General features: G+C 72.3%; 19 protein-coding genes and 1 pseudogene. 9 read left to right on the forward strand and 11 right to left on the reverse strand.

Annotated elements, in window-relative coordinates:
• Window positions 1-39 precede the first annotated feature (39 nt).
• Window positions 40-813: an MFS transporter gene (locus XF36_RS33360; protein WP_064485448.1), complete on the forward strand. Its 774-nt coding sequence runs from the start codon at window positions 40-42 to the stop codon at window positions 811-813.
• Complete coding sequence (locus XF36_RS33365; RefSeq protein WP_064485449.1) at window positions 804-1,553, forward strand: hypothetical protein; 750 nt, start codon at window positions 804-806, stop codon at window positions 1,551-1,553. The genes XF36_RS33360 and XF36_RS33365 overlap by 10 nt, the downstream gene beginning before the upstream one ends.
• 419 nt (window positions 1,554-1,972) lie before the next feature.
• On the opposite strand, the pseudogene XF36_RS17325 reads toward XF36_RS33365, so the two are convergent.
• The 9 genes and pseudogenes from XF36_RS17325 to XF36_RS17360 form a co-directional block, all read right to left on the reverse strand.
• Window positions 1,973-3,517 (reverse strand): annotated as a pseudogene (locus tag XF36_RS17325) (alkaline phosphatase D family protein).
• Between the two features lie 66 nt (window positions 3,518-3,583).
• Window positions 3,584-3,730 carry an MFS transporter small subunit gene (locus tag XF36_RS32525; RefSeq protein ID WP_020625699.1) on the reverse strand — a complete coding sequence of 49 codons (147 nt, stop codon included), beginning with the start codon at window positions 3,728-3,730 and terminating at the stop codon, window positions 3,584-3,586.
• Window positions 3,727-5,112, reverse strand: coding sequence for an L-lactate MFS transporter (locus tag XF36_RS17330; protein ID WP_060712786.1), 1,386 nt, complete (start codon window positions 5,110-5,112; stop codon window positions 3,727-3,729). Before XF36_RS17330 ends, XF36_RS32525 begins: the two co-directional genes overlap by 4 nt.
• Before the next feature lie 135 nt (window positions 5,113-5,247).
• Window positions 5,248-6,537, reverse strand: coding sequence for an ATP-dependent Clp protease ATP-binding subunit ClpX (gene clpX / locus XF36_RS17335; RefSeq protein WP_020625701.1), 1,290 nt, complete (start codon window positions 6,535-6,537; stop codon window positions 5,248-5,250).
• Between the two features lie 171 nt (window positions 6,538-6,708).
• Window positions 6,709-7,371: an ATP-dependent Clp protease proteolytic subunit gene (locus XF36_RS17340; RefSeq protein ID WP_051050275.1), complete on the reverse strand. Its 663-nt coding sequence runs from the start codon at window positions 7,369-7,371 to the stop codon at window positions 6,709-6,711.
• Between the two features lie 29 nt (window positions 7,372-7,400).
• Window positions 7,401-7,997, reverse strand: a complete 597-nt coding sequence (locus tag XF36_RS17345) for an ATP-dependent Clp protease proteolytic subunit (RefSeq protein WP_060714780.1) — start codon at window positions 7,995-7,997, stop codon at window positions 7,401-7,403.
• A 293-nt stretch (window positions 7,998-8,290) separates the two neighbouring features.
• On the reverse strand, window positions 8,291-9,781 hold the full coding sequence (gene tig, locus XF36_RS17350; protein ID WP_060712787.1) for a trigger factor: 1,491 nt from the start codon (window positions 9,779-9,781) through the stop codon (window positions 8,291-8,293).
• 213 nt (window positions 9,782-9,994) lie between these two features.
• Window positions 9,995-10,312, reverse strand: coding sequence for a hypothetical protein (locus XF36_RS17355; protein ID WP_060712788.1), 318 nt, complete (start codon window positions 10,310-10,312; stop codon window positions 9,995-9,997).
• 74 nt (window positions 10,313-10,386) lie between these two features.
• Window positions 10,387-10,560 (reverse strand): CsbD family protein, encoded by a 174-nt coding sequence (locus XF36_RS17360; RefSeq protein WP_020625706.1) that lies wholly within the window; start codon window positions 10,558-10,560, stop codon window positions 10,387-10,389.
• Between the two features lie 118 nt (window positions 10,561-10,678).
• On the opposite strand from XF36_RS17360, the gene XF36_RS17365 reads away from it, so the two are divergent.
• From XF36_RS17365 to XF36_RS17375, 3 genes are read left to right on the forward strand one after another with little or no spacing between them, the layout of a single operon-like run.
• On the forward strand, window positions 10,679-11,317 hold the full coding sequence (locus XF36_RS17365; protein WP_082375482.1) for an RNA polymerase sigma factor: 639 nt from the start codon (window positions 10,679-10,681) through the stop codon (window positions 11,315-11,317).
• Window positions 11,308-11,880: a hypothetical protein gene (locus XF36_RS17370; RefSeq protein WP_060712790.1), complete on the forward strand. Its 573-nt coding sequence runs from the start codon at window positions 11,308-11,310 to the stop codon at window positions 11,878-11,880. The genes XF36_RS17365 and XF36_RS17370 overlap by 10 nt, the downstream gene beginning before the upstream one ends.
• Window positions 11,877-12,239: an Asp23/Gls24 family envelope stress response protein gene (locus tag XF36_RS17375; protein WP_082375483.1), complete on the forward strand. Its 363-nt coding sequence runs from the start codon at window positions 11,877-11,879 to the stop codon at window positions 12,237-12,239. Before XF36_RS17370 ends, XF36_RS17375 begins: the two co-directional genes overlap by 4 nt.
• Window positions 12,240-12,268: 29 nt before the next feature.
• Here the strand turns inward: XF36_RS17375 and XF36_RS17380 are convergent, their stop codons facing one another.
• Window positions 12,269-13,087: a (2Fe-2S)-binding protein gene (locus XF36_RS17380; protein ID WP_060712792.1), complete on the reverse strand. Its 819-nt coding sequence runs from the start codon at window positions 13,085-13,087 to the stop codon at window positions 12,269-12,271.
• Between the two features lie 587 nt (window positions 13,088-13,674).
• Between XF36_RS17380 and gltB the strand changes: the two genes are divergently transcribed.
• Window positions 13,675-18,156 (forward strand): glutamate synthase large subunit, encoded by a 4,482-nt coding sequence (gene gltB, locus XF36_RS17385; RefSeq protein WP_414706249.1) that lies wholly within the window; start codon window positions 13,675-13,677, stop codon window positions 18,154-18,156.
• Window positions 18,149-19,600: a glutamate synthase subunit beta gene (locus XF36_RS17390; RefSeq protein WP_060712793.1), complete on the forward strand. Its 1,452-nt coding sequence runs from the start codon at window positions 18,149-18,151 to the stop codon at window positions 19,598-19,600. The genes gltB and XF36_RS17390 overlap by 8 nt, the downstream gene beginning before the upstream one ends.
• Window positions 19,601-19,682: 82 nt before the next feature.
• On the opposite strand, the gene XF36_RS17395 is transcribed toward XF36_RS17390, so the two are convergent.
• The gene (locus XF36_RS17395) at window positions 19,683-19,937 is read right to left on the reverse strand and encodes a hypothetical protein (protein ID WP_020624140.1); all 255 of its coding nucleotides are present in this window, start codon (window positions 19,935-19,937) and stop codon (window positions 19,683-19,685) included.
• Between the two features lie 384 nt (window positions 19,938-20,321).
• Here XF36_RS17395 and XF36_RS17400 point away from each other — a divergent pair, with 384 nt between their 5' ends.
• Both XF36_RS17400 and XF36_RS33370 read left to right on the forward strand, forming a co-directional pair.
• Window positions 20,322-20,720: a DoxX family protein gene (locus XF36_RS17400; protein ID WP_060712794.1), complete on the forward strand. Its 399-nt coding sequence runs from the start codon at window positions 20,322-20,324 to the stop codon at window positions 20,718-20,720.
• A gap of 102 nt (window positions 20,721-20,822) precedes the next feature.
• Window positions 20,823-21,719 carry a DUF2188 domain-containing protein gene (locus XF36_RS33370; protein ID WP_064485450.1) on the forward strand — a complete coding sequence of 299 codons (897 nt, stop codon included), beginning with the start codon at window positions 20,823-20,825 and terminating at the stop codon, window positions 21,717-21,719.
• The last annotated feature ends 50 nt before the right edge of the window (window positions 21,720-21,769 follow it).

The raw sequence follows: 21,769 nt of genomic DNA on the forward strand, positions 1-21,769 counted from the left end.
GGAACCGCACCGGTCCGTCCCGCGAGAGGACGGTGGACCATGACGCAGCTCGACCTCCGGCACGGTACCCAACGGGTCTTCGCACACCTGCTGGTGAGCACCCTGGTGGTGTCGGTCGTGAACTTCACGGTGTGGTTCGCCGTGACGTTCTGGGTGTTCCTGGAGACGGGATCGGTCGCGGCGACCGGCATCATCGCCGGGATCTTCCTGGTGGCGACGGCGCTGACCGGCATCCCGTTCGGCGGGGTCGTCGACCGGTTCGGCACGCGCGCGGTCATGCAGGTCTCGGCGGCGGTGTCGGCCGTGGTCTACGCGCTGTGCCTGGCGCTGCTCCTGCTCGCGCCCGCCGACGCCTTCCGCGATCCCACGAGCCCGCTGCTGTGGACGCTGGTCGTCGCGCTGATGCTGGGGGTGATCGCCGGGAACCTGCGCACCATCGCGCTGCCGACGCTGGTCACCCTGCTCGTCCCGGCCCCGGTCCGGGACCGTGCCAACGGGCTGGTCGGCACCGCGACCGGGGTGTCCTTCCTGGTCACCTCGGTCGCGTCCGGGCTGCTGGTCGCGGTCGACGGGATGCGCACGGTGCTCGTCGCCGCGCTCGTCGTGCTCGTCGTGTCGCTGCTGCACCTGGCCCGGGTCCGAATCCCGGCCGTGCCCGCACCGGCCGGTCCGGCCGTCGCCGTGACCGTCGACGAGCGGGGCGGGCTCGACCTGCGCGGCACCGTCCGGCTCGTCGCGAGCGTGCCGGGGCTGCCCGCATTGATCGCGTTCTCCTGCGTGAACAACCTGCTCGGCGGGCGTTCATGGCGCTGATGGACCCCTACGGCTTGTCCATGATGTCGGTCGCGGCCTGGGGGCTGCTGTGGGGCGTGCTGTCCGCCGGGGTGATCGTCGGCGGGCTGCTCGTCGCCCGGATCGGGCTGGGCAGCCGCCCGGTCCGAACCCTGCTGCTGGTCAACACCGTGCTGTGGGCCGCGACGATGCTGTTCCCGCTGCACGCCTCGATCGTTCTGCTGGCCCTGGGCATGGCGGTGTTCATGCTGCTCATGCCGTTCGCCGAGGCCGCCGAGCAGACCGTGCTGCAGCGGGTCGTGCCCTACGGGCGGCAGGGCCGGGTCTTCGGGTTCGCGCAGAGCGTGGAGCAGGCCGCCTCGCCGCTGACCGCGTTCCTGCTGGCGCCGTTCACCGAGCTGGTGGTCGTGCCGTTCATGAGCGACGGCGGCGCCGGTGCGGCCGCGATCGGGTCGTGGTTCGGCACCGGCACCGCGCGTGCGATCGCCCTGGTGTTCGTCGTCTGCGGCGCCCTCGGCGTGGTCCTGACCCTCGCCGCCCTGGCGAGCCGCCCCTACCGGCGGCTCTCCGCCGCCTACTCCGCCGCGCCCGGCACGGACCCGGACACCACCTCCGACACCGGTGCGCGCACGGCCGGGTCCCCGGCCACCCCCGTCGCGGTCCCGACGGCCCCGGCCGTCCTGGCCGCGACGACCACCGCCCCCGCACCCGCCGTCGCGGACCGGCGGCCCACGGACCCGGACGCCGCCCCTCCGGCATGACCCGCTTCCGTCCCGCAACCGCACCGGAGGCCGCCGGGCGCGGAGGAGTACCGGACACCGAGGGGCACGGCGGAGTACCGGACCGCGAGGGCGCTGCGGGGTGGCGAGCATCGTCGGGGCGCGCCGGGGCCGGGCGCCGCCGAGGCGGCCGGAGGGGCCTCGCGCACCCCGCTCGTGGCTGTCGCACCCTCCGCGACGGGTGCGGCGACCTCGGGTGGGGTGCGGTGCTCTCAGGGTACGGCGCCGTCCACCGACGAGCGGCCGGTCATCGGGCCGCGGCAGGCCCCGGGGGCAGCGGGGACCCGGGGCACTGCCGCGACCGGGCCACGACGGCGACCGCCCCGGCCCGTCCTCGCCCCTCCAGCCTCCCGCCCTCCGGCACCGGCCGACCACCGGTCACCGGTCACCCGGCGGCTGGGTCAGGTCCGGCGGAGCGTGGTCGTCCAGAGGGAGGCGCCGGTCTGGTCCCGCAGGTGGACCTCCAGGGTCGCGCCGTCCGGGGCGACGTCGAGCTCCCCGAAGTGCTGGAACCCCTCCAGCGGGCTCGCGCCCTGCCGGGACGGTCCGCGCACGAACTCCGCCCGCGGGCCGAACGTCGGGTCGAGCTCGTTCGGACCGAAGGCCCCGGCGTGCAGCGGGCCCGACACGAACTCCCAGAACGGGTCGAAGTCGGTGAACGCGGCGCGCTCGGGGGCGTAGTGATGGGCGGCGGTGTAGTGGACGTCCGCGGTCACCCACACGACGTTGCGGACCCTCCGCCGGCGGATCCCGGCGAGCACCCCGGCGATCTCCGACTCGCGCCCGCTCGGCGGTCCGGGCACGCCGTTGGCGACGGCCTCCCAGGCGGTGTCGCCGTCGGGCACCAGCACCCCGATCGGCATGTCCGAGGCGACGATCTTCCAGGTCGCCCGGGACGACGCGAGCGCGTCGACGAGCCAGCGGGCCTGGGCCTGTCCCAGGATCCGCTCGCCACGGCCGGTGTTGGCGGAGTTCGCGCTGCGGTAGGTGCGCATGTCCAGCACGAACACCTCGACGTGCGGGCCGAACGGCACCCGCCGGTACACCCGTCCGTCGACGGCGGTGCGCGGGTCGACCGGCTGCCACTCGTGGAACGCGCGGAACCCGCGGGCCGCGAGCACGTCCACCCGCTTCTCGGTGTAGCGCTCCCCCACCTCACCGGTGAGGACCTCGCCGGGGTACCAGTTGTTGGTGACCTCGTGGTCGTCTCACTGCACGATCTGGCCGACCGAGGCCGCGAAGCGGCGCAGGTTGTCGTCGCGCAGGTTGTAGGCGAACTGGCCGCGGAACTCGGCGAGGGTCTCGGCGACCTTGGCCTTCGCCTCGGTCATCTCGTTGCGCCACACCCGGCCGTCGGGGAGCGTGACGGTCTCGGTGAGCGGGCCGTCGGCGTAGACGGTGTCGCCGGAGTGCAGGAACAGGTCGGGGTCGCGGTCGGCCATGGCGGAGAAGATCCGCATGCCGCCGGTGGCGCGGTCGATGCCCCAGCCCTGCCCGACGACGTCGCCGGACCACTGGATACGCACCGGCTCGCCGCGGCCGGGGACCGCCCGGAAGGAGCCGGTCAGCGGGGCGCTCGCGGGGCCGCCGTCGAGCGGCTCGGCGACGACGCGATAGTGCACCCGCCCCCGCGTCGCCGGGACCCGCAGCTTCCCGGTGAGGTCGGTGGCCGGGGTCAGCACCGGGCCGGGGATGCGCAGCGCCCGCCGGAAGTCCGGCGAGCCCGCGACCTCGACGACCATCCGCGACGGCCGGTCGGCCCGCGTCCAGACGAGCCCGGAGCCGGGCCGGACGTCACCGGCCGCGACACCGTGGGTCAGCAGCGGCCGGCCGGAGCGGACCAGCGCGGGGGCGGCGGCACCCGTCCCCGGCAGGACGAGGGCCGCGGCGCCGGCGAGACCACCGGCGGCCGCGGCGCGGAACAGGGAGCGTCGGGAAAGAGCCACGCCCGCCGTTCTAACCCGGACGGGTGAGGACGATCCGGACCGTCCGGGTGAACGGCGGGCGAAGTCTCAGCCGAACAGCGCGGGGATCTTGAGCACGAGCTCGTAGAGCCCGTAGGCGAACGGCACGCCGACCCACAACCAGGCCAGGACGGCGCCGACCCACTGCACCGGCCCCCAGGTCGACGACCCGCCGGTCTCGGCAACGCTGCTCACGCGGTCTCCTTCTGCTGTGTGGGGCCCTGGGCGGCCGCCGCCGTGGGCTCGTGGAACTTCCCGTCGACCGGCTTGATCAGCTCGTTGCAGACGAACGCGATGACCAGCAGGACGATCATGATGACGAACGCGGTCGTGTACCGGGCGGGGCCCTCGACGCCGGCATCGATCCGCGCGTCGGCGATCGCGTTGACGATCAGCGGGCCGAGGACGCCCGCGGTGGACCACGCCGTCAGCAGCCGGCCGTGGATCGCGCCGACCTGGTAGGTGCCGAACAGGTCCCGCAGGTACGCCGGGACGGTGGCGAAACCGGCGCCGTAGAACGACAGGATCAGCACCGCGGCGACGATGAACATCGCCCGCGACTGGTTCGGGATCAGCGTGATCAGCAGGTACAGCAGCGCGCCGACGCCCAGGTAGATGCGGTACATGTTCTTGCGGCCCAGCACGTCCGACAGCGACGACCAGGCGATGCGCCCGGCCGAGTTCGCCAGCGACAGGATCGCGACGAACCCGCCGGCCGCCGCGGCGAGGGTGGCCGTGGCGCCGTTCTCGGCGAAGAAGTCCTGGAAGATCGGTGAGGCCCGTTCCAGGATGCCGATGCCCGCGGTGACGTTGAAGCACAGCACCACCCACAGCAGCCAGAACTGCGGCGTACGGATCGCGTTGTTCGCCGAGACGTTCCCGGTCGAGATCATCCCGCTCTTCCTGGCCGTCGACGGGTCCCAGCCCGGCGGCGTCCAGCCCTCGGCGGGCACCCGGATGAGGATCCAGCCGACCGACATGAAGACCAGGTAGATCAGGCCCATCGTGAGGAACGTGGACCCGATGCCCGAGGACGTGGCGTCGTCACCGGAGCCGCCGAACGCCGACAGCAGCGAGTTGGTGAGCGGGGTCGCGATGAGCGCGCCACCGCCGAAGCCCATGATCGCCAGACCGGTGGACAGGCCAGGGCGGTCCGGGAACCACTTGATCAGCGTGGAGACCGGCGAGATGTAGCCGATGCCCAGGCCGATGCCGCCGACGAAGCCGTAGCCCAGCACGACCAGCCAGTACTGCTCGGCGTAGAGGCCGAGACCCGAGATGAGGAACCCGGCGACGAAGCAGCTCGACGCGACGACCATCGCCCAGCGCGGGCCGTTGCTGTCGACCTTCGTGCCGAACAGCGCCGAGGACAGCCCCAGCATGATGATGCCAAGGGTGAAGGGCAGCGCCGTGGCGACGCCCGACAGGTCGAGCGCGGTCGCCAGCGGGGTCTTGAAGACACTCCAGGCGTAGACCTGGCCGATCGCCAGGTGGATGGAAAGCGCCGCCGGTGGGACGAGCCAACGGCTCCATCCGGGTGGAGCGACGATGCGCTCACGCGTGAGAAATCCGGACATCTCGCCCCTCCGTCGACTGTTGACGGAGCAACGCTAAGTAGTGCGGAAGGGTGCGGCAACCCGAGCCGGTCTCGCTACGACAACGCCGGTCCCACCAGCAGGTGGGACCGGCGTCGGGTCGGTGCGTGCGGCGGCTCAGGCCGAGCGGTCGCGGCGCTCCCGGCGCTGCGGCTGGCGCGGGACGATCGTCGGGTTGACGTTGTCCTTCACCGTCTGGGCGGTCACGACGACCTTCGCCACGTCGTCGCGGCTGGGGATGTCGTACATCACCGGGAGGAGGACCTCCTCCATGATCGCCCGCAGGCCACGGGCGCCGGTGCCACGCAGGATCGCCTGGTCGGCCACGGCGTCGAGGGCGTCCTCGGCGAACTCCAGCTCCACGCCGTCCATCTCGAACAGCTTGCGGTACTGCTTCACCAGAGCGTTCCGCGGCTCGGTCAGAATCTTGACCAGGGCGTCCTTGTCGAGCGAGGTCACCGAGGCGACGATCGGGAGCCGGCCGATGAACTCGGGGATCAGGCCGAACTTGATCAGGTCCTCGGGGAGGGTCTCGGCGAAGCGCTCCGCGGAGTCCAGATCCTTCTTCGAGCGGATGTCGGCGCCGAAGCCGATGCCGGACTGCCCGACCCGCTCGCCGATGATCCGCTCCAGCCCGGCGAAGGCGCCGGCCACGATGAACAGGACGTTCGTCGTGTCGATCTGGATGAACTCCTGGTGCGGGTGCTTGCGGCCGCCCTGCGGCGGGACGCTCGCGGTGGTGCCCTCGAGGATCTTCAGCAGCGCCTGCTGCACGCCCTCGCCGGACACGTCACGGGTGATCGACGGGTTCTCCGACTTCCGAGCGATCTTGTCGACCTCGTCGATGTAGATGATGCCGGTCTCGGCGCGCTTCACGTCGTAGTCGGCGGCCTGGATGAGCTTGAGCAGGATGTTCTCGACGTCCTCGCCCACGTAGCCGGCCTCGGTGAGGGCGGTCGCGTCGGCGATGGCGAACGGGACGTTGAGCATCTTGGCCAGCGTCTGCGCCAGGTAGGTCTTGCCGCAGCCGGTGGGGCCGAGCATCAGGATGTTCGACTTGGCGATCTCGATGCCGTCGGAGGCGTCGCCGCCCGCGGCACGGCTGCGCTCGCCGGCCTGGATGCGCTTGTAGTGGTTGTAGACCGCCACCGACAGCGTGCGCTTGGTGGTGGCCTGACCGACGACGTACTGGTCGAGGAACTCGTGGATCTCGGTGGGCTTGGGCAGCTCGTCGAGCTTGACCTCACCGGCCTCGGCCAGCTCCTCCTCGATGATCTCGTTGCAGAGATCGATGCACTCGTCGCAGATGTAGACGCCGGGGCCGGCGATGAGCTTCTTGACCTGCTTCTGGCTCTTCCCGCAGAACGAGCACTTGAGCAGGTCCCCGCCGTCGCCGATGCGTGCCATAGGTGTCGATCCCCAGTCCTGGTCCGGCGTTCTCGCGTCGCGCCCGTCGCCCCGTGCCGGGTTGACGGTACCTGCCCGCGGCCCGCACGGGGACCGGAAGCGGTGTCCGGTTCCCCGGCGGGTCGCCGGGCGGTCACCGGCGGCCGGATCCGGCCGCCGGTGACCCGGGTGTCACTTGCCGCCGGCGGTACCGGACAGCTTGCGGCTCTGCACGATCTCGTCGACCAGGCCGTAGTCCTTGGCCTCCTCGGCCGTGAGGATCTTGTCCCGGTCGATGTCCTCGCGCACCTGCTCCGCGGTCCGGTTGGAGTGCCGCGCGATGACCTCCTCCATCCGCTTGCGGATGCGGGAGATCTCCGCCGCCTGGATCTCCAGGTCCGACACCTGGCCGTACACGCCCTGGGTGGCCGGCTGGTGGATCAGGATGCGGGCGTTCTCGACCGCCATGCGGCGGCCCGGGGTGCCGGCGCACAGCAGCACGGCCGCGGCCGATGCCGCCTGCCCGAGGCAGACGGTCTGGATGTCGGGCCGGATGAACTGCATCGTGTCGTAGATCGCCATCAGCGACGTGAACGACCCGCCCGGCGAGTTGATGTACAGCGAGATCTCGCGGTCCGGGTCGAGCGACTCGAGCACCAGCAGCTGGGCCATGGTGTCGTTCGCCGAGGTGTCGTTGATCTGCTCACCGAGGAAGATGATGCGCTCCTCGAAGAGCTTGTTGTACGGGTTCGACTCCTTGACCCCGTAGCTGGTGCGCTCCACGTACGACGGGAGCACGTACCGGGAACGGGCCGGGTCCGGCGCCCAGCCGCCGGGGCCGCGCAGGTCGGTCATCGACTCCGGGTGGCGCGGGTCGAAGGTGCTCACTGGGCGCTCCCGTTCTGCTCGCCGATCCGGCCCGCGTGCGTGACGACGTGGTCGACGAAGCCGTAGTCCTTGGCCTCCTGCGCGGAGAACCAGCGGTCGCGGTCGGAGTCACGCTCGATGGTCTCGACCGACTGACCGGTGTGCTGGGCGATCAGCTCCGCCATCTCCCGCTTGGTGCGGCGGAACTGCTCCGCCTGGATGGTGATGTCGGCTTCCGTGCCGCCGACGCCGGCGGACGGCTGGTGCATCATGATCCGCGCGTGCGGCAGCGCCGAGCGCTTGCCCGGGGTGCCCGCCGACAGCAGGAACTGCCCCATCGACGCGGCCATGCCCATCGCCGTGGTCGCCACGTCGCACGGGACCAGGTTCATCGTGTCGAAGATGGCCATGCCGTCGGTGACCGAGCCACCGGGCGAGTTGATGTAGAGCTCGATGTCCTTGTCCGGGTCCTCGGCCGCGAGCAGCAGCATCTGCGCCGCGATGCGGTTCGAGATCTCCGCGTCCACCTGCTGACCGAGCACGATGATGCGCTGCTGGAGCAGGCGGTCGTACACGGAGTCGGACAGCGACATAGCGCTGATGCCGGACCGCATCTGCGGCCCGGTGCCGCGGCCCGCGGACGGGCCGGTGTCCTGCTGGCTCACTTCACCCTGCTTTCCGAAGTCGGGCCCGCTCCCGCGGCGCGGACGCCGCGGGAGGGGTCCCGGAGTCTTCCTCTGGATCGCTCTCGGTTCTCCGGTGTCGGGTCTTGCGAACCCGTTCACGGTCCGGTGGGGACCGGTTCGGGGCCGACCCTACGCGGAGCGGGGGCCCCGCGTAGGGAACGACGCCCGATGTTCGCCGACAGCGCACGGCACGTCGTGCGAGGCCGGGTGACGACGGCCGGTCAGGCCTTCGCGTCGGCCTTGTCGGAGGCCTTGTCGGAGGCCTCGTCGCTGGTGGTCTCCGCGGTGGTGTCGGCGGTGTCGGCGGCCTCGTCGGCGGTGTCGGCAGCACCGTCCACATCGGCCGCGGGGATCTCCTCGACGGTGGTCTCGTCCTCGTCCGGCCCGAGCAGGTCGGACAGGTCGACGACCTCGCCACCCGGGAGGGTGACGGTCGCCGCGCGCACGGCGGTGATCAGCGCCTTGGAGCGGCGCACGTCCTGGTAGATCACGCCGAGCTGGCCGGCCTGCTGGATCTGCTGGACGAACTGCTGGACGAACTGCTCGGGGGCCATGCCGTACTGCTGGGCCTGGTACATGATCCGCTCGGTGAGCTCCTGGTCCCCGACAGAGATCTCCTCGCGGTCGGCCAGGGTGTCGAGCACGAGGCGGTAGCGGACGGCCTTCTCGGCCTCCTCGCGCGTCTCGGTGTCGAACTGCTCGCGGGTCTTGTCCTGCGAGGAGAGGAACTCGCCGAACTTGTCCTCGTCGTGGTCGAAGGCGTGCACCGCGTCGTGGGTGCGGGTCTCGACCTCGGCCGCGACGACCGACTCCGGCAGCGGCACCTCGGTGTCCTCGACGAGCTTGTCCAGGAGACGGTCGCGGGCCTGCGCGGCCTGCTCCATCCGCTTGGACCGGCCCAGGCGCTCGCGCAGGTTCTCGGTCAGCTCGTCGAGGGTGTCGAACTCCGACGCCAGCTGGGCGAACTCGTCGTCGGCGTCGGGGAGGTTGCGCTCCTTGACGGTGGTCACCTTGACGGTGATGTCCGCGTCCTTGTCGGCGTGCTCGCCGGCGACCAGCTTCGAGGTGAAGGTCTTCTCCTCGCCGGCCGACATGCCCTCGAGGGCCTCGTCGATGCCCTCGATGAGACCGCCCTGGCCGACCTCGTAGGAGAAGCCGGTGGTGGTGGCCTCCTCGATCGGCGTGCCGTCGACGGCGGCGGAGAGGTCGATCTGGACGTAGTCGCCCTTCTGCGCCGGGCGGTCGACACCGGCCAGGGTGCCGAACCGGGCGCGCAGCTGGTCGAGCTGCTCGGTGACCTCGTCCTCGGTCACCTCGGTCTCGTCGACCTCGACGGTCAGGCCGTCCAGGTCGGGGAGGGTGATCTCGGGGCGGACGTCGACCTCGGCGGTGAACGCGATGCGCTCGCCGTCGGCGATCTCGGTGACCTCGATGTCGGGCCGGCCGATCGGCTTGACGTCGTCGGACGTCACCACGGCCTCCTGGTACTTCACCGGGATCGCGGCGTTCACGACCTCGTCCAGGACCGGGCCACGGCCGATCCGGGCCTCCAGGATGCGGGCCGGCGCCTTGCCCGGGCGGAAGCCGGGGATGCGGACCTGCTGGGCGATCTTCTTGTACGCGCGGTCGAAATCGGGCTTGAGCTCGTCGAACGGCACCTCGACGTTGATCCGGACGCGCGTCGGGCTGAGGTGCTCGACGGTGCTCTTCACGGTGGAACTCCTTGGGGCGGTACGAGTGATGCATCGGGCCGCGGCTCGCGCGGCCCCCGGTCGGTGGCCCCGCCCGCCGGCGCCGGACGATCCCGGCTCTCGCGCCGGGCGTCCCGTGCCACCGGCCGCCGGGTGCGTGGGACGCGCCCGGTGACGGCGGGGCTCGCGCGAGTCTAGGCGAGCCCGGTCACCGTGCGACGGCCCGGGCGCGGGTCACGGTGCGGCGGGGCCCTCGACACCGCCGGCCGCACCGACGTCGGCGACGGTCACGTCCACGGCCAGGGTGTCGTCACCGAGGACGGCGCGGACCCGGTCGGCGACCTCGTCGGCGACCTCCGCGAAGGGCCTGCCCAGCCGGAGGAGGACGGCGATCTCGACCGGGTCGGCCAGCCGCACGCCCTGGATCCGGTGCCCGGGCAGGTACGACGCGATCGCGCCGAACGGGCCGCCGTCGAGGCGCAGCACCGAGGGGTGGGCCAGCACGGCGTCCGCGACGGCCTGCGGGCCGGGTCCTGCGGCGGGGTCGGTCACGGGGCCGGACCTTAGCGACAGACGACGGCGGCGGCACCCCGCTGTGGGGTGCCGCCGCCGTCGTGGTGCGCGGGTCAGCTCTTGAAGGTGTCCTTGAGCTTCTCGCCGGCCTGCTTCAGGTTGCCGGTGGCCTGGTCGGCCTTGCCCTCGGCCTGCAGGTCCTTGTCGTCGGTCGCCTCGCCGGTGGCCTCCTTGGCCTTGCCACCCAGCTCCTCGGCCTTGTTGCTGATCTTGTCTCCGAGACCCACGGAACTCACCTGCTTCCCGGTCGCGTGTCCGGCGGGCGGGGGTGCCCACCGGTCGCTACCGTCCTCGACGAGTGGGGCTACCCCCACCTTCCACCGCTCAAACCCGACGGGGCCGTCCATGGCGAACGCGCAGGTCAGCGGCCCACCGGCCGCCCGGCCCACGAGCCCGGACGTGCCGTCGGCACAGCCGGCACGGGTGCCGTCGCGGGCCGAGCTGGACGAGACCACGCTGGTCGTCCGGGCCCAGGACGGCGACGTCGGCGCGTTCGAGGAGCTGGCCCGCCGCCACCAGAACGCCCTGTTCCGGGTCGCGGTCCGGGTCCTCGGCGACGCCACCGACGCCGAGGACGCCCTGCAGGACGCGCTCATCGACGCCTGGCGGCGGATCGGCACCTTCCGCGGCGAGGCGGCCTTCTCCACCTGGATGTACCGGATCGTCACACACCGCTGCACCGCACTGGTCCGGCGGCGGCGACGGAGCGACCCGCTCCCGACCGACGACGGTCCGGGCGCGCCGGCCGACGACCGCTCCCCCACTCCGGAGCGGGCCGCCGAGGTCGACGCGGAGATGGCGGCACTGTCGCGGGCGATCGCGTCGCTGCCGGAGGATCAGCGCACGGCGTGGGTGCTGAGGGAGCTGGAGGGGCTGGGCTACAGCGAGATCTCCCAGATCACGGGGGCGGGCGAGACCGCCGTCCGCGGCCGGATCCACCGGGCACGCGGAGGACTGGCGGAGAGGATGCGGGCATGGCGGTAGGGAGGACCGGGGCGGACCGGGGCGAGCCGCTGGCCTGCGGCCGGGACGCCGCCGACGTCTGGGACCACGCGGAGGAGGGCGTGCTCGACGAGCACGAGCTGACCTGTCCGCACTGCGTGCGCGCACGCGCCGACCACGACCGGCTCGGCAGGCTCGTGGCGAGGATGGCGGCCGAGCCGCTCCGGCCGCCGCCGTCGGTGCTGGAACAGTTGATGGGCGCGGTCGTCGCGGACCTGCGCCCGCACGAGCTGCTCACCCTCGGCCCGGACGCGTGGCTCGGCAGGCCGACCGCCGAGGCGGCGCTGCGCCACGTCGTGGACACGATGGACGGGCTGCGGGCCCGCCGCTGCCGGATCGAGCAGCTCCGCGACCCGGACGGTTCCGCGGACGGCCCGCCCGCGGTGTGGGTGCGGGTGACGGTCGTCGCGCGGTTCGGCGTCGACCTCTCGTCGGTCACCGCCCGCGTCCGGCAGATGATGATCTCGGCCGGGGACCGCACGCTCGGCGTGCCGATCGCCGGGGTGGACATCCTCGTCGAGGACCTGTGGGAGGAGCCGGCATGAGTGGGCCGACGACTGTGTCCGTCTCCGATCTGGCCGTCGCGCGGGTGGCGGCACGACGGGTCCGGCGGGTCCCGGGGGTCGTGGCGCTGATGGGCGACGTCGCGCACACCCTGCTGGGACTGGCCGCGGACTGGCTGCCCCGCGACCCGGTGCCCGAGGAGCTGCGGGTGCAGGGCCTGGTCGCGTCGGTGCACGGGCACGAGGCCGAGATCCGGGTGGCGGTGGGCGTGCGGTTCGGCACGAACTGCGCCGAGCTGGCCGAACGGGTGCGCCGGGAGGTGGCCGAGGAGGTCGCGACGGTGTGCGGCCTCGACGCCCGGGTGCGGGTCACCGTCGCCGACATCGCGCTGCCGGCCTGACCCGCAGAGGTCCGGGGCGCCCGGCCCGGTCAGGCGCGGCCGGCGAGCACGCAGTCGCCGCAGGTCCCGCCGCCGGGGGCGCGGACGTAGAGGCAGCAGGAGCGGCGCCGGAACGCCCACTCGGTGTCCGGGTCGGTGTCGTCGAGACGGAGCAGGCGCCCGGTCGCCCCCGAGGGCAACGGTCCGCGCAGCACCGGGTGGTCGACGAGCGCGTCGAGCAGGGCCAGGTACCGACGCCGGTCCGGGCGCCGCACGGCCTCCATGACCCGCGCCGCCCCGCCGATCGCGGACACCACGTTGCCGCGCAGCACCCGCGGCGACACCGCGGCGCGGACGGCGACGGCGGCGTAGAGCGGCTCCAGATGGGCGGCGGCGAGCTCCCGGGCGAGCAGGTCCGCGGCACCCACCGGGTCGACGGCGACGTCCGGGGTGGCGACGCCGGTGGTCCCGGCGGGCAGGGCGGCCGCCCACGGGTCGGCTGCGCCCGCGTCCCGGCGCAGCTCCCCGAGCGACGGGAGGACACCGTGCAGGGCCACGGCCGCGAAGGGCATGGACACGATCCGCGCCGCGAGCCCCATCACCGCGACCGACGCCCCGACCCGCCGGTCCCCGCCGAGTGCGGTGGTGACCTCGTCGATCCGCCGGCCGAGCGGGTCCGGGCCGCCGGCCACGGGCGCGGCGTAGAGCGCGTCCCACCGGACGGTGCCGGACGCGGCGGGCGTCGCCACCGCGAACCAGGGACCGATCGTGGCGACATCGGCGAGCACCGCGGCGACCCGTTCGTCGGACACCCGGTCGGGTGAGGACGGCGGCGGCCCGGCGGCGGGAGTGTGCGGCGACGCGTTCATCGCGCTCAGTCTCCCCGGCTCCCGGGAAGCGGTGCGTAACGACCCGCTCCCGCACGGCGATCCCATGCAGTAGACGGCACTTCCCGACGGATGGTCACGCTCGGCTCACCGTCCGGACACGGGACGGCAACGTTGACCTGCTCGCATGGTCAGCGATCCACATCACGGGACAGGTGGGCCGCTCTCAGTAGCGCACCACGGTTGCGACGTGCGACTCTGTGCACTCGCCAGACCGGACTCGCCGGGGTGTGCGGTCGAACCGTGCCGCAGGAACGGCCGGGTACTGGAAGTCAGCGCCCGGCCGCTCGGCGTGCCCGGAGGAAGATTCCGTCCGCCGGTCACCCACCCGGCGGCACGGTGCACCTGAACGGCCCTCGTCGCACGTCCCACTCGGGCTGCGCGCTGTACTCTGAGAACCCTTTTCGGACCGCAGCGAGCTTGCCTGTCCTGGTCGTCCGATGCGGGTGGCTCCAGGTGCACCGAGACGACAGGAGGAGCAGTTGGCCGCGATCAGTGACCAGACGCGTCGCCCCTCGCCCGGTGGGCTCTACGCCGCCGATCACGAGCACGACGCCTGCGGTGTGGCCATGTTGGCCGACGTCACCGGCAAGCGCAGCCACGCCATCGTGCAGAAGGCCATCGAGGCCCTGCTGCGACTGGAGCACCGCGGTGCACGTGGCGCCGAGTACAACACCGGTGACGGTGCCGGGATCCTGATCCAGGTCCCGGACGCGTTCTACCGCGAGGTCACCGACTTCGACCTGCCCGCGGAGGGCGCCTACGCCACCGGCATCGCGATGCTGCCGCGTGACGAGGCCGAGGCCGCCGCGGCGATCGAGCGGATCGACGCGCTCGCCGCCGAGGAGGACCTCACGGTCCTCGGGTGGCGCGAGCTCCCGACCGACCCCGACGCCGCGGACCTGGGCTCCATCGCCCGGAACGCCATGCCGGGCTTCCGGCAGCTGTTCGTCGGTGGCGTGGAGCTGACCGGGGACGCCCCGGAGAGCGCGCCCGCCGGCATCGACCTGGAGCGCCGCGCGTTCTGCTTCCGGAAGCGGGTCGAGCACGACACCGAGACCTACTTCCCGTCGCTGTCGCCGCGCACCGTCATCTACAAGGGCATGCTCGCCGAGCCGCAGGTCGCGGCGTTCTACCCCGACCTGAACGACGAGCGCGTGACCTCCGCGCTGGCGATCGTGCACTCGCGCTTCTCGACGAACACGTTCCCGGCGTGGCCGCTGGCGCACCCGTTCCGCTACGTGGCGCACAACGGCGAGATCAACACGCTGCGCGGCAACCGGAACTGGATGGCGGCCCGCGAGTCGCTGCTGGAGTCCGCGAACCTGCCCGGCGACCTGTCGCGGCTGACCCCGATCGTCACCCCGGACGCGTCGGACTCGGCCACCTTCGACGAGGTCCTGGAGCTGCTGCACCTGTCCGGGCGCAGCCTGCCGCACGCGGTGCTGATGATGATCCCGGAGGCCTGGGAGCACAACACCGAGCTGGACCCCGCCCGGCGGGCGTTCTACGAGTACCACTCCACGCTGATGGAGCCGTGGGACGGACCGGCCCTGGTGGCGTTCACCGACGGCACGCGGATCGGCGCGGTCCTCGACCGCAACGGCCTGCGCCCGGCCCGCTACTGGGTCACCGAGGACGGCCTGGTCGTGCTCGCCTCCGAGGTCGGCGTGCTGGACGTCGCGCCCGACAAGGTCGTCCGCAAGGGCCGCCTCGAGCCGGGCCGCATGTTCCTCATCGACACCGAGCTCGGCAAGATCGTCGACGACGACGAGGTGAAGGGCGCGCTGGCGGCCGAGCACCCGTACGCCGACTGGCTGCACGCCGGCCTGATCCGGCTCGACGAGCTGCCCGCCCGTACCCGCGAGACCCCGACCCACGAGACGCTCAACCTGCGCCAGCAGGCCCTCGGCTACACCGAGGAGGAACTCAACGTCCTGCTCCGCCCGATGGCGGTGTCCGGGGCCGAGCCGATCGGCTCGATGGGCAACGACGCGCCGCTCGCCGCGATCGCCGAGCGCCCGCGCCAGCTCTACGACTACTTCATCCAGCTGTTCGCCCAGGTCACCAACCCGCCGCTGGACGCGATCCGCGAGGAGCTCGTCACCTCGCTGTTCAGCCAGCTCGGGCCGGAGCAGAACCTGCTCGACGCGACGCCGGCGCACTGCCGGACCATCGTCGTGCCGTTCCCGGTGCTGACCAACGACGACCTGGCGAAGATCGTCCACATCAACGACGACGGGGAGTTCCCCGGCTTCGCCTCGCACGTCGTCCGCGGCACCTTCACCGCCCGCGACGGCGGCAAGGGCATGCTCTCGCGGCTGGCCGAGATCAAGCAGGAGGTGTCCCGCGCGATCGAGAACGGGGCCCGCCTGATCGTGCTGTCCCAGCGCGGGGTGGACGCCGAGCACGCGCCGATCCCGTCGCTGCTGCTCACCGGCACCGTGCACCACCACCTGGTCCGGGAGCGCTCGCGCACCCGGGTCGGGCTGGTCGTGGAGTCCGCGGACGCCCGCGAGGTCCACCACATCGCGCTGCTGCTGGGCTACGGCGCCTCCGCGGTGAACCCGTACCTGGCGATGGCCACGGTCGGGGACCTCGCCGAGCGCGGCGACATCCCCGGCGTCGACGGCCCGACCGCGGCGAAGAACCTGGTCAAGGCGCTCGGCAAGGGTGTCCGCAAGACAATGTCGAAGATGGGCGTCTCGACGGTCGCGTCCTACACCGGTGCGCAGATCTTCGAGGCCGTCGGCCTGGGCTCCGAGGTCGTCGACGCGGCCTTCCGCGGCACCGCGTCGCGGATCGGCGGCGTCGGCTTCGACGTCCTCGCCGAGGAGGTCCTGGCCCACCACCGGCGTGCCTACCCCGCCGACGACGTCCGTGCCTCGCACCGGGCGCTGCCGGTCGGCGGCGAGTACCAGTGGCGCCGCGAGGGCGAGCTGCACCTGTTCAACCCGCAGACCGTCTTCAAGCTGCAGCACTCCACCCGGGCCGGGAAGTACGAGGTCTTCAAGGAGTACACGAAGGCCGTCGACGACCAGGCGAAGCGGCTGATGACGCTGCGCGGGCTGTTCCGCTTCACGGACGGGCGCGAGCCCGTGTCGATCGACGAGGTCGAGTCGATCGAGTCGATCATGACCCGGTTCGCGACCGGCGCGATCTCCTACGGCTCGATCTCCCAGGAGATGCACGAGACCCTGGCGATCGCGATGAACCGCATCGGCAGCCGGTCCAACACCGGTGAGGGCGGCGAGGACCCGGACCGCTTCACCCCGGACCCCAACGGCGACTCGCGGCGCAGTGCGGTCAAGCAGGCGGCGTCCGGCCGGTTCGGCGTCACCTCCGAGTACCTGGTCAACGCCGACGACATCCAGATCAAGATCGCCCAGGGCGCCAAGCCCGGTGAGGGCGGTCAGCTGCCCGGCAGCAAGGTCTACCCGTGGATCGCGACCACCCGGTACTCGACGCCGGGCGTCGGCCTCATCTCGCCGCCGCCGCACCACGACATCTACTCGATCGAGGACATCAAGCAGCTCATCCACGACCTGAAGAACGCCAACCCGCGCGCCCGCATCCACGTGAAGCTGGTGTCCCAGGTCGGCGTCGGGACCGTGGCGGCCGGTGTGTCCAAGGCGCACTCCGACGTCGTGCTCATCTCGGGCCACGACGGCGGCACCGGCGCCTCGCCGCTGTCCTCGATCAAGCACGCCGGCGGCCCCTGGGAGCTCGGCCTGGCCGAGACCCAGCAGACGCTGATGGCCAACGGGCTGCGCGACCGGATCACGGTGCAGGCCGACGGCCAGCTCAAGACCGGCCGTGACGTCGTCATCGCGGCGCTGCTCGGCGCCGAGGAGTACGGCTTCGCGACCGCCCCGCTGGTCGTGTCGGGCTGCATCATGATGCGCGTCTGTCACCTCGACACCTGTCCGGTGGGCGTCGCGACGCAGAACCCGGAGCTGCGCAAGAAGTTCAACGGCAAGGCCGAGTACGTCGTGAACTTCATGCGGTTCGTGGCGCAGGAGGTCCGCGAGATCCTCGCCGAGCTGGGCTTCCGCTCGCTCGACGAGGCGATCGGCCGGGCCGACGTGCTCGACGTCGACACCGCGGCCCAGCACTGGAAGTCCAAGCACCTGGACCTCTCGCCGATCTTCCGGATCGCCGACGTGCCGGACGACGCGCCGCGCAAGCGGACCCGCGAGCAGGACCACGGCCTGGACAAGGCGCTGGACAACACCATGATCCAGCTGGCCGAGGGCGCGCTGCGCAACGGCGACCGGGTCCGGCTGGACCTGCCGGTGCGCAACGTCAACCGCACCGTCGGCACGATGCTCGGGTCCGAGCTGACCCGGGCACACGGCGGCAAGGGCCTGCCCGACGACACGATCGACATCACGCTGACCGGCTCGGCCGGCCAGAGCTTCGGTGCATTCGTGCCCAAGGGCATCACGCTGCGGCTGGTCGGCGACACGAACGACTACTTCGGCAAGGGGCTGTCCGGTGGCCGGCTGACCCTGCGGCCGGACCCGTCGTCGCCGTTCCCCGCCGAGGAGAACGTCACCGCCGGCAACGTGATCGGCTACGGCGCGACCTCGGGCGAGATGTTCATCCGCGGTGTCGTCGGCGAGCGGTTCTGCGTCCGGAACTCGGGTGCGGTGGCCGTCGTCGAGGGCGTCGGTGACCACGGCTGCGAGTACATGACCGGTGGCCGGGTCGTCGTCCTCGGGCGGACCGGGCGGAACTTCGCCGCCGGCATGTCCGGTGGCGTCGCCTACCTGCTCGACGTCGACCGCAACCGGGTCAACCCGGAGATGGTCGACCTCGACCCGCTCGCGGACGAGGACCGGTCGATCGTGCACGACCTCGTCGAGCGGCACCACGCCGAGACCGGCTCCGCGGTGGCGCACGCGCTGCTCACCGACTGGGACAACGCGGTCGAGCAGTTCGGCAAGGTCATGCCCAAGGACTACAAGCGCGTGCTGCTCGCGACGGAGAACGCCGAGCGCGAGGGCCGCGATGTCAACCAGGCGATCATGGAGGCTGCTCATGGGTGACCCCAAGGGCTTCATGACCACTCCCCGGCAGACGCCGACCCGGCGGCCGGTGGACCTGCGGCTGATGGACTGGCGCGAGGTCTACGAGGACTTCCCGAAGCAGACCCTCGAGAAGCAGGCCGGGCGCTGCATGAACTGCGGCATCCCGTTCTGTCACCAGGGCTGTCCGCTGGGGAACCTCATCCCCGAGTGGAACGACCTGGTCTACCGCCGGGACTGGCGCGAGGCGATCGAGCGGCTGCACGCCACGAACAACTTCCCGGAGTTCACCGGGACGCTGTGCCCCGCCCCGTGCGAGGCGGCGTGCGTGCTCGCCATCAACGACGACGCGGTCACGATCAAGCAGGTCGAGATCGAGATCATCGACAAGGCGTGGGACGAGGGCTGGGTGCCCCCGATGGTCCCGGAGGTGAACACCGGGAAGAAGGTCGCCGTCGTCGGGTCCGGGCCGGCCGGGCTGGCCGCCGCCCAGCAGCTGACCCGGGTCGGGCACGACGTCGTCGTGTTCGAGCGGGCCGACCGCATCGGCGGGCTGCTGCGCTACGGCATCCCCGAGTTCAAGATGGAGAAGGCGCGCCTGGACCGGCGCCTGGAGCAGATGGTCGCCGAGGGCACCCACTTCCGGGCCTCGGTCGACGTCGGCACCGACATCACCGTCGAGCAGCTGCGCGCCGACTTCGACGCGGTCGTCCTCGCCGGCGGCGCGACGGCGTGGCGCGACCTGCCCGCCGAGGGCCGCGACGCCGAGGGCGTCTACCAGGCGATGGAGTTCCTGCCGTGGGCCAACCACGTGCAACAGGGCGACCTCGACGCACCGCCCATCTCCGCCGAGGGCAAGGACGTCGTGATCATCGGCGGCGGTGACACCGGCGCCGACTGCCTGGGTACCTCGCACCGTCAGGGTGCGCGCTCGGTGACCCAGCTGGAGATCATGCCGACCCCGCCGGAGCACCGCACCGAGAACATGCCGTGGCCGACCTACCCCATGGTCTACCGCGTCTCCTCGGCCCACGAGGAGGGCGGCGAGCGGCTGTTCTCGGTCAACACGACCGAGTTCGTGAAGGACGCCGACGGCACGCTCGCCGGCATCCGGATCGTCGAGGTGAAGCGCGGGGAGTCCGGCTTCGAGCCCATCGAGGGCACCGAGCGGGAGCTCCCGGCGCAGCTGGTGCTGCTCGCGATGGGCTTCGTCGGCCCGGAGAAGGGCGCCCTGCTGAACGACCTCCAGGTCGACCTCGACGAGCGCGGCAACGTCGCCCGCGACGAGCGCTACATGTCCTCGGTCGACGGCGTGTTCGTCGCCGGTGACATCGGCCGCGGCCAGTCGCTGATCGTGTGGGCCATCGCCGAGGGCCGCTCCGCGGCGGCGGGTGTGGACGAGTGGCTCACCGGCCGCTCCGTCCTGCCCCGCCCGATCGACCCGGGTGACCGGCAGATCGCCTGACGTCGTACGCGGCCCGAGGGGCCCGGCCGCACCGGCCGGGCCCCTCGCATGTGTCCGGGTGTGTGCCCGGGTGTCCGTCCGGTCAGTCCATGCGGATCAGCTCGAAGGCGTCGTCGCCGATCCAGATCCGCACGCCCTCGGCGTCGTCGGAGATGTAGCCGTCCTCCTCCTCGCCGAGCTCGCGGATCGCGCCGAGCGCGAGCCGGTCGAACTCGACGACGCCGTCGCCGACGTCGACCGGCCGGTACTCCCGGGCCAGCAACGCGGTGCGGCACTCCGTCGCCAGCCACGCCGCGTTCTCCGTACCGACCTCGACCCGCCACCGCTCATCACGCATGCGACCAGTATGGCCTGCGTCACTCCGTCCGTCGCCGGTCTTCTACCGGCGGTCGTGACGCACTGCTCCTCATCGGACGCCCACCGTGAGCTGCTCCCGCCCGTCGCGGGCGCGGCGCCGCTCACGGTGGCGGGCAAGACAAGAGCCACTGCACCCACAACCCGACGGCAGGTCGGGCGTTGAACCCCGTGACCGGCATCTGCAGAACCGGGAGCCCCTGTCGATGCCGGGCACCATCGGGTCATCGGGTACCGCGGCCACGCGCCGCGGGCCCGATGCCCGGTGGTGTAGTCCCCGCCCGCGCGACCGATGAGATCGCCGGGGCCCGCCGGTCATAAGCGGTGAGCGCCCCGGAATCACCGGGGCCGTGCTCGCGGAGGCACCATGACCACCCCCTCCCCCACACGCCGCATACCGGTCGCCGCGCACCGCGCACTGTGGGTGCTCCAGATCCTGCTCGGACTGTTCTTCGTCCTGGCCTCTGCCCTGCCGAAGTTCTGGGGCGACCCGTTCGCCGTCGCGATCTTCGACGGGATCGGCCTCGGCCAGTGGCTGCGCTACGTCGTCGCCTTCCTCGAGCTGGCCGGCGGGATCGGGCTGTGCATCCCGCGCCTCGCCGCCCCGGCCGCCGCCGGGCTCGTCCTGCTGATGATCGGTGCGGCGCTCACCCAGGCCTTCGTCCTGCACGGCGGGGTACTCGTCGTCACGCCCCTCGTCCTCGGCGCCCTGGCTGCCGTGATCGCGGTCACGCGACGGAACGAGACGCTCGCCACGCATCGCTGACCTGCGTTTACGCTCAGCGATCGTCGGGCATGCCCAACGGGAGAAGACCGTTCCGGATACCCCGGTTCGCCCAGTCAGTCCCGTACAGGGGAGGAACCCGCCATGGCCGACCGCCACGTCAAGCCGGTCGACGACGGCTGGACCGTCGAGAAGGAAGACGCCCGACGCCCGAGTGCCCGTACGAGCACCCAGGCCGAGGCCATCACCCGGGCGGTGGAGATCATCGCCAACGACGGCGGCGGCAACCTCGTCGTCCACGGTACCGACGGCTCGGTGCGCGAGCGCCGCTCCATCGAGCCCGACGCCGACGCCGGCACCGCCACGAAGGCCGCCGCGGGCGCCACCGCCACCGCGGTCAAGGACACCACGTCGAAGGCCGCCGACTCGATCGGGAAGGCCGCCGACTCGATCGGCTCCGACACCCGGACGACCGCCAAGAAGGTCGCCGGCGAGACCGGTGACGGCGTCTCGAAGGCCGCCGACGCCGTCAAGGAGGGCGCCGACACGGTGGCCGCCGAGGCGCGCAAGGTCACCACGAACGGCAAGACCCCGAAGAACGCCGGCAAGGCCGCGGCCCGGGCGGCCAAGGCCACCGGTGGGAAGCTCGCCGGCACCGCCGAGCGGACCGGCAAGCAGGTCGCCGGCGAGGCCCGGGCGTCCGCGGAGCGGTCCGCCGGGACCGTCAAGGCCGTCGCCGACCAGGGCGCCCGGTCCGCGGTGCGCACCGCGGACCGGGCCGCTCGGGTGAGCGCCCGCGTCGAGGAGGACCTCGACGACTCGGGGGCCCGCCTGGCCCGCATGCTGTACGAGAACGGCGAGCGTGCCGCCGCGAAGCTCGACGACTTCGCCCTGCGCGTCTACAAGCCGCTGAACCCGATCCGGTTCACCAGCCGCGTCGCCGCCGGGGCGGTCGCCACCGCGTTCGGCGTGACCGGTGCGGTCACCGCGCGCGCGGGCAAGCTGTTCCAGCGCGGGACCCGCAAGGCCACCGGCCGCTGAGTCCCCGCCGTACCACGACGGTGCCCCCGCCGACCTCGTCGGCGGGGGCA

The organism is Pseudonocardia sp. HH130629-09 (genome assembly GCF_001294645.1).
Classification (GTDB): Bacteria; Actinomycetota; Actinomycetes; order Mycobacteriales; family Pseudonocardiaceae; genus Pseudonocardia.

What these genes read in the sequence shown, in the direction of transcription:
- XF36_RS33360 (WP_064485448.1), top strand. Translation starts at nt 40, where the DNA reads ATGACGCAGCTCGACCTCCGGCACGGTACCCAACGGGTCTTCGCACAC.
- XF36_RS33365 (WP_064485449.1), top strand. Translation starts at nt 804, where the DNA reads ATGGCGCTGATGGACCCCTACGGCTTGTCCATGATGTCGGTCGCGGCC.
- XF36_RS17330 (WP_060712786.1), bottom strand. Translation starts at nt 5,112, where the DNA reads ATGTCCGGATTTCTCACGCGTGAGCGCATCGTCGCTCCACCCGGATGG.
- clpX (WP_020625701.1), bottom strand. Translation starts at nt 6,537, where the DNA reads ATGGCACGCATCGGCGACGGCGGGGACCTGCTCAAGTGCTCGTTCTGC.
- XF36_RS17340 (WP_051050275.1), bottom strand. Translation starts at nt 7,371, where the DNA reads ATGACCGACCTGCGCGGCCCCGGCGGCTGGGCGCCGGACCCGGCCCGT.
- XF36_RS17345 (WP_060714780.1), bottom strand. Translation starts at nt 7,997, where the DNA reads ATGCGGTCCGGCATCAGCGCTATGTCGCTGTCCGACTCCGTGTACGAC.
- XF36_RS17365 (WP_082375482.1), top strand. Translation starts at nt 10,679, where the DNA reads ATGGCGAACGCGCAGGTCAGCGGCCCACCGGCCGCCCGGCCCACGAGC.
- XF36_RS17370 (WP_060712790.1), top strand. Translation starts at nt 11,308, where the DNA reads ATGGCGGTAGGGAGGACCGGGGCGGACCGGGGCGAGCCGCTGGCCTGC.
- XF36_RS17375 (WP_082375483.1), top strand. Translation starts at nt 11,877, where the DNA reads ATGAGTGGGCCGACGACTGTGTCCGTCTCCGATCTGGCCGTCGCGCGG.
- XF36_RS17380 (WP_060712792.1), bottom strand. Translation starts at nt 13,087, where the DNA reads ATGAACGCGTCGCCGCACACTCCCGCCGCCGGGCCGCCGCCGTCCTCA.
- gltB (WP_414706249.1), top strand. Translation starts at nt 13,675, where the DNA reads ATGTTGGCCGACGTCACCGGCAAGCGCAGCCACGCCATCGTGCAGAAG.
- XF36_RS17390 (WP_060712793.1), top strand. Translation starts at nt 18,149, where the DNA reads ATGGGTGACCCCAAGGGCTTCATGACCACTCCCCGGCAGACGCCGACC.
- XF36_RS17395 (WP_020624140.1), bottom strand. Translation starts at nt 19,937, where the DNA reads ATGCGTGATGAGCGGTGGCGGGTCGAGGTCGGTACGGAGAACGCGGCG.
- XF36_RS17400 (WP_060712794.1), top strand. Translation starts at nt 20,322, where the DNA reads ATGACCACCCCCTCCCCCACACGCCGCATACCGGTCGCCGCGCACCGC.
- XF36_RS33370 (WP_064485450.1), top strand. Translation starts at nt 20,823, where the DNA reads ATGGCCGACCGCCACGTCAAGCCGGTCGACGACGGCTGGACCGTCGAG.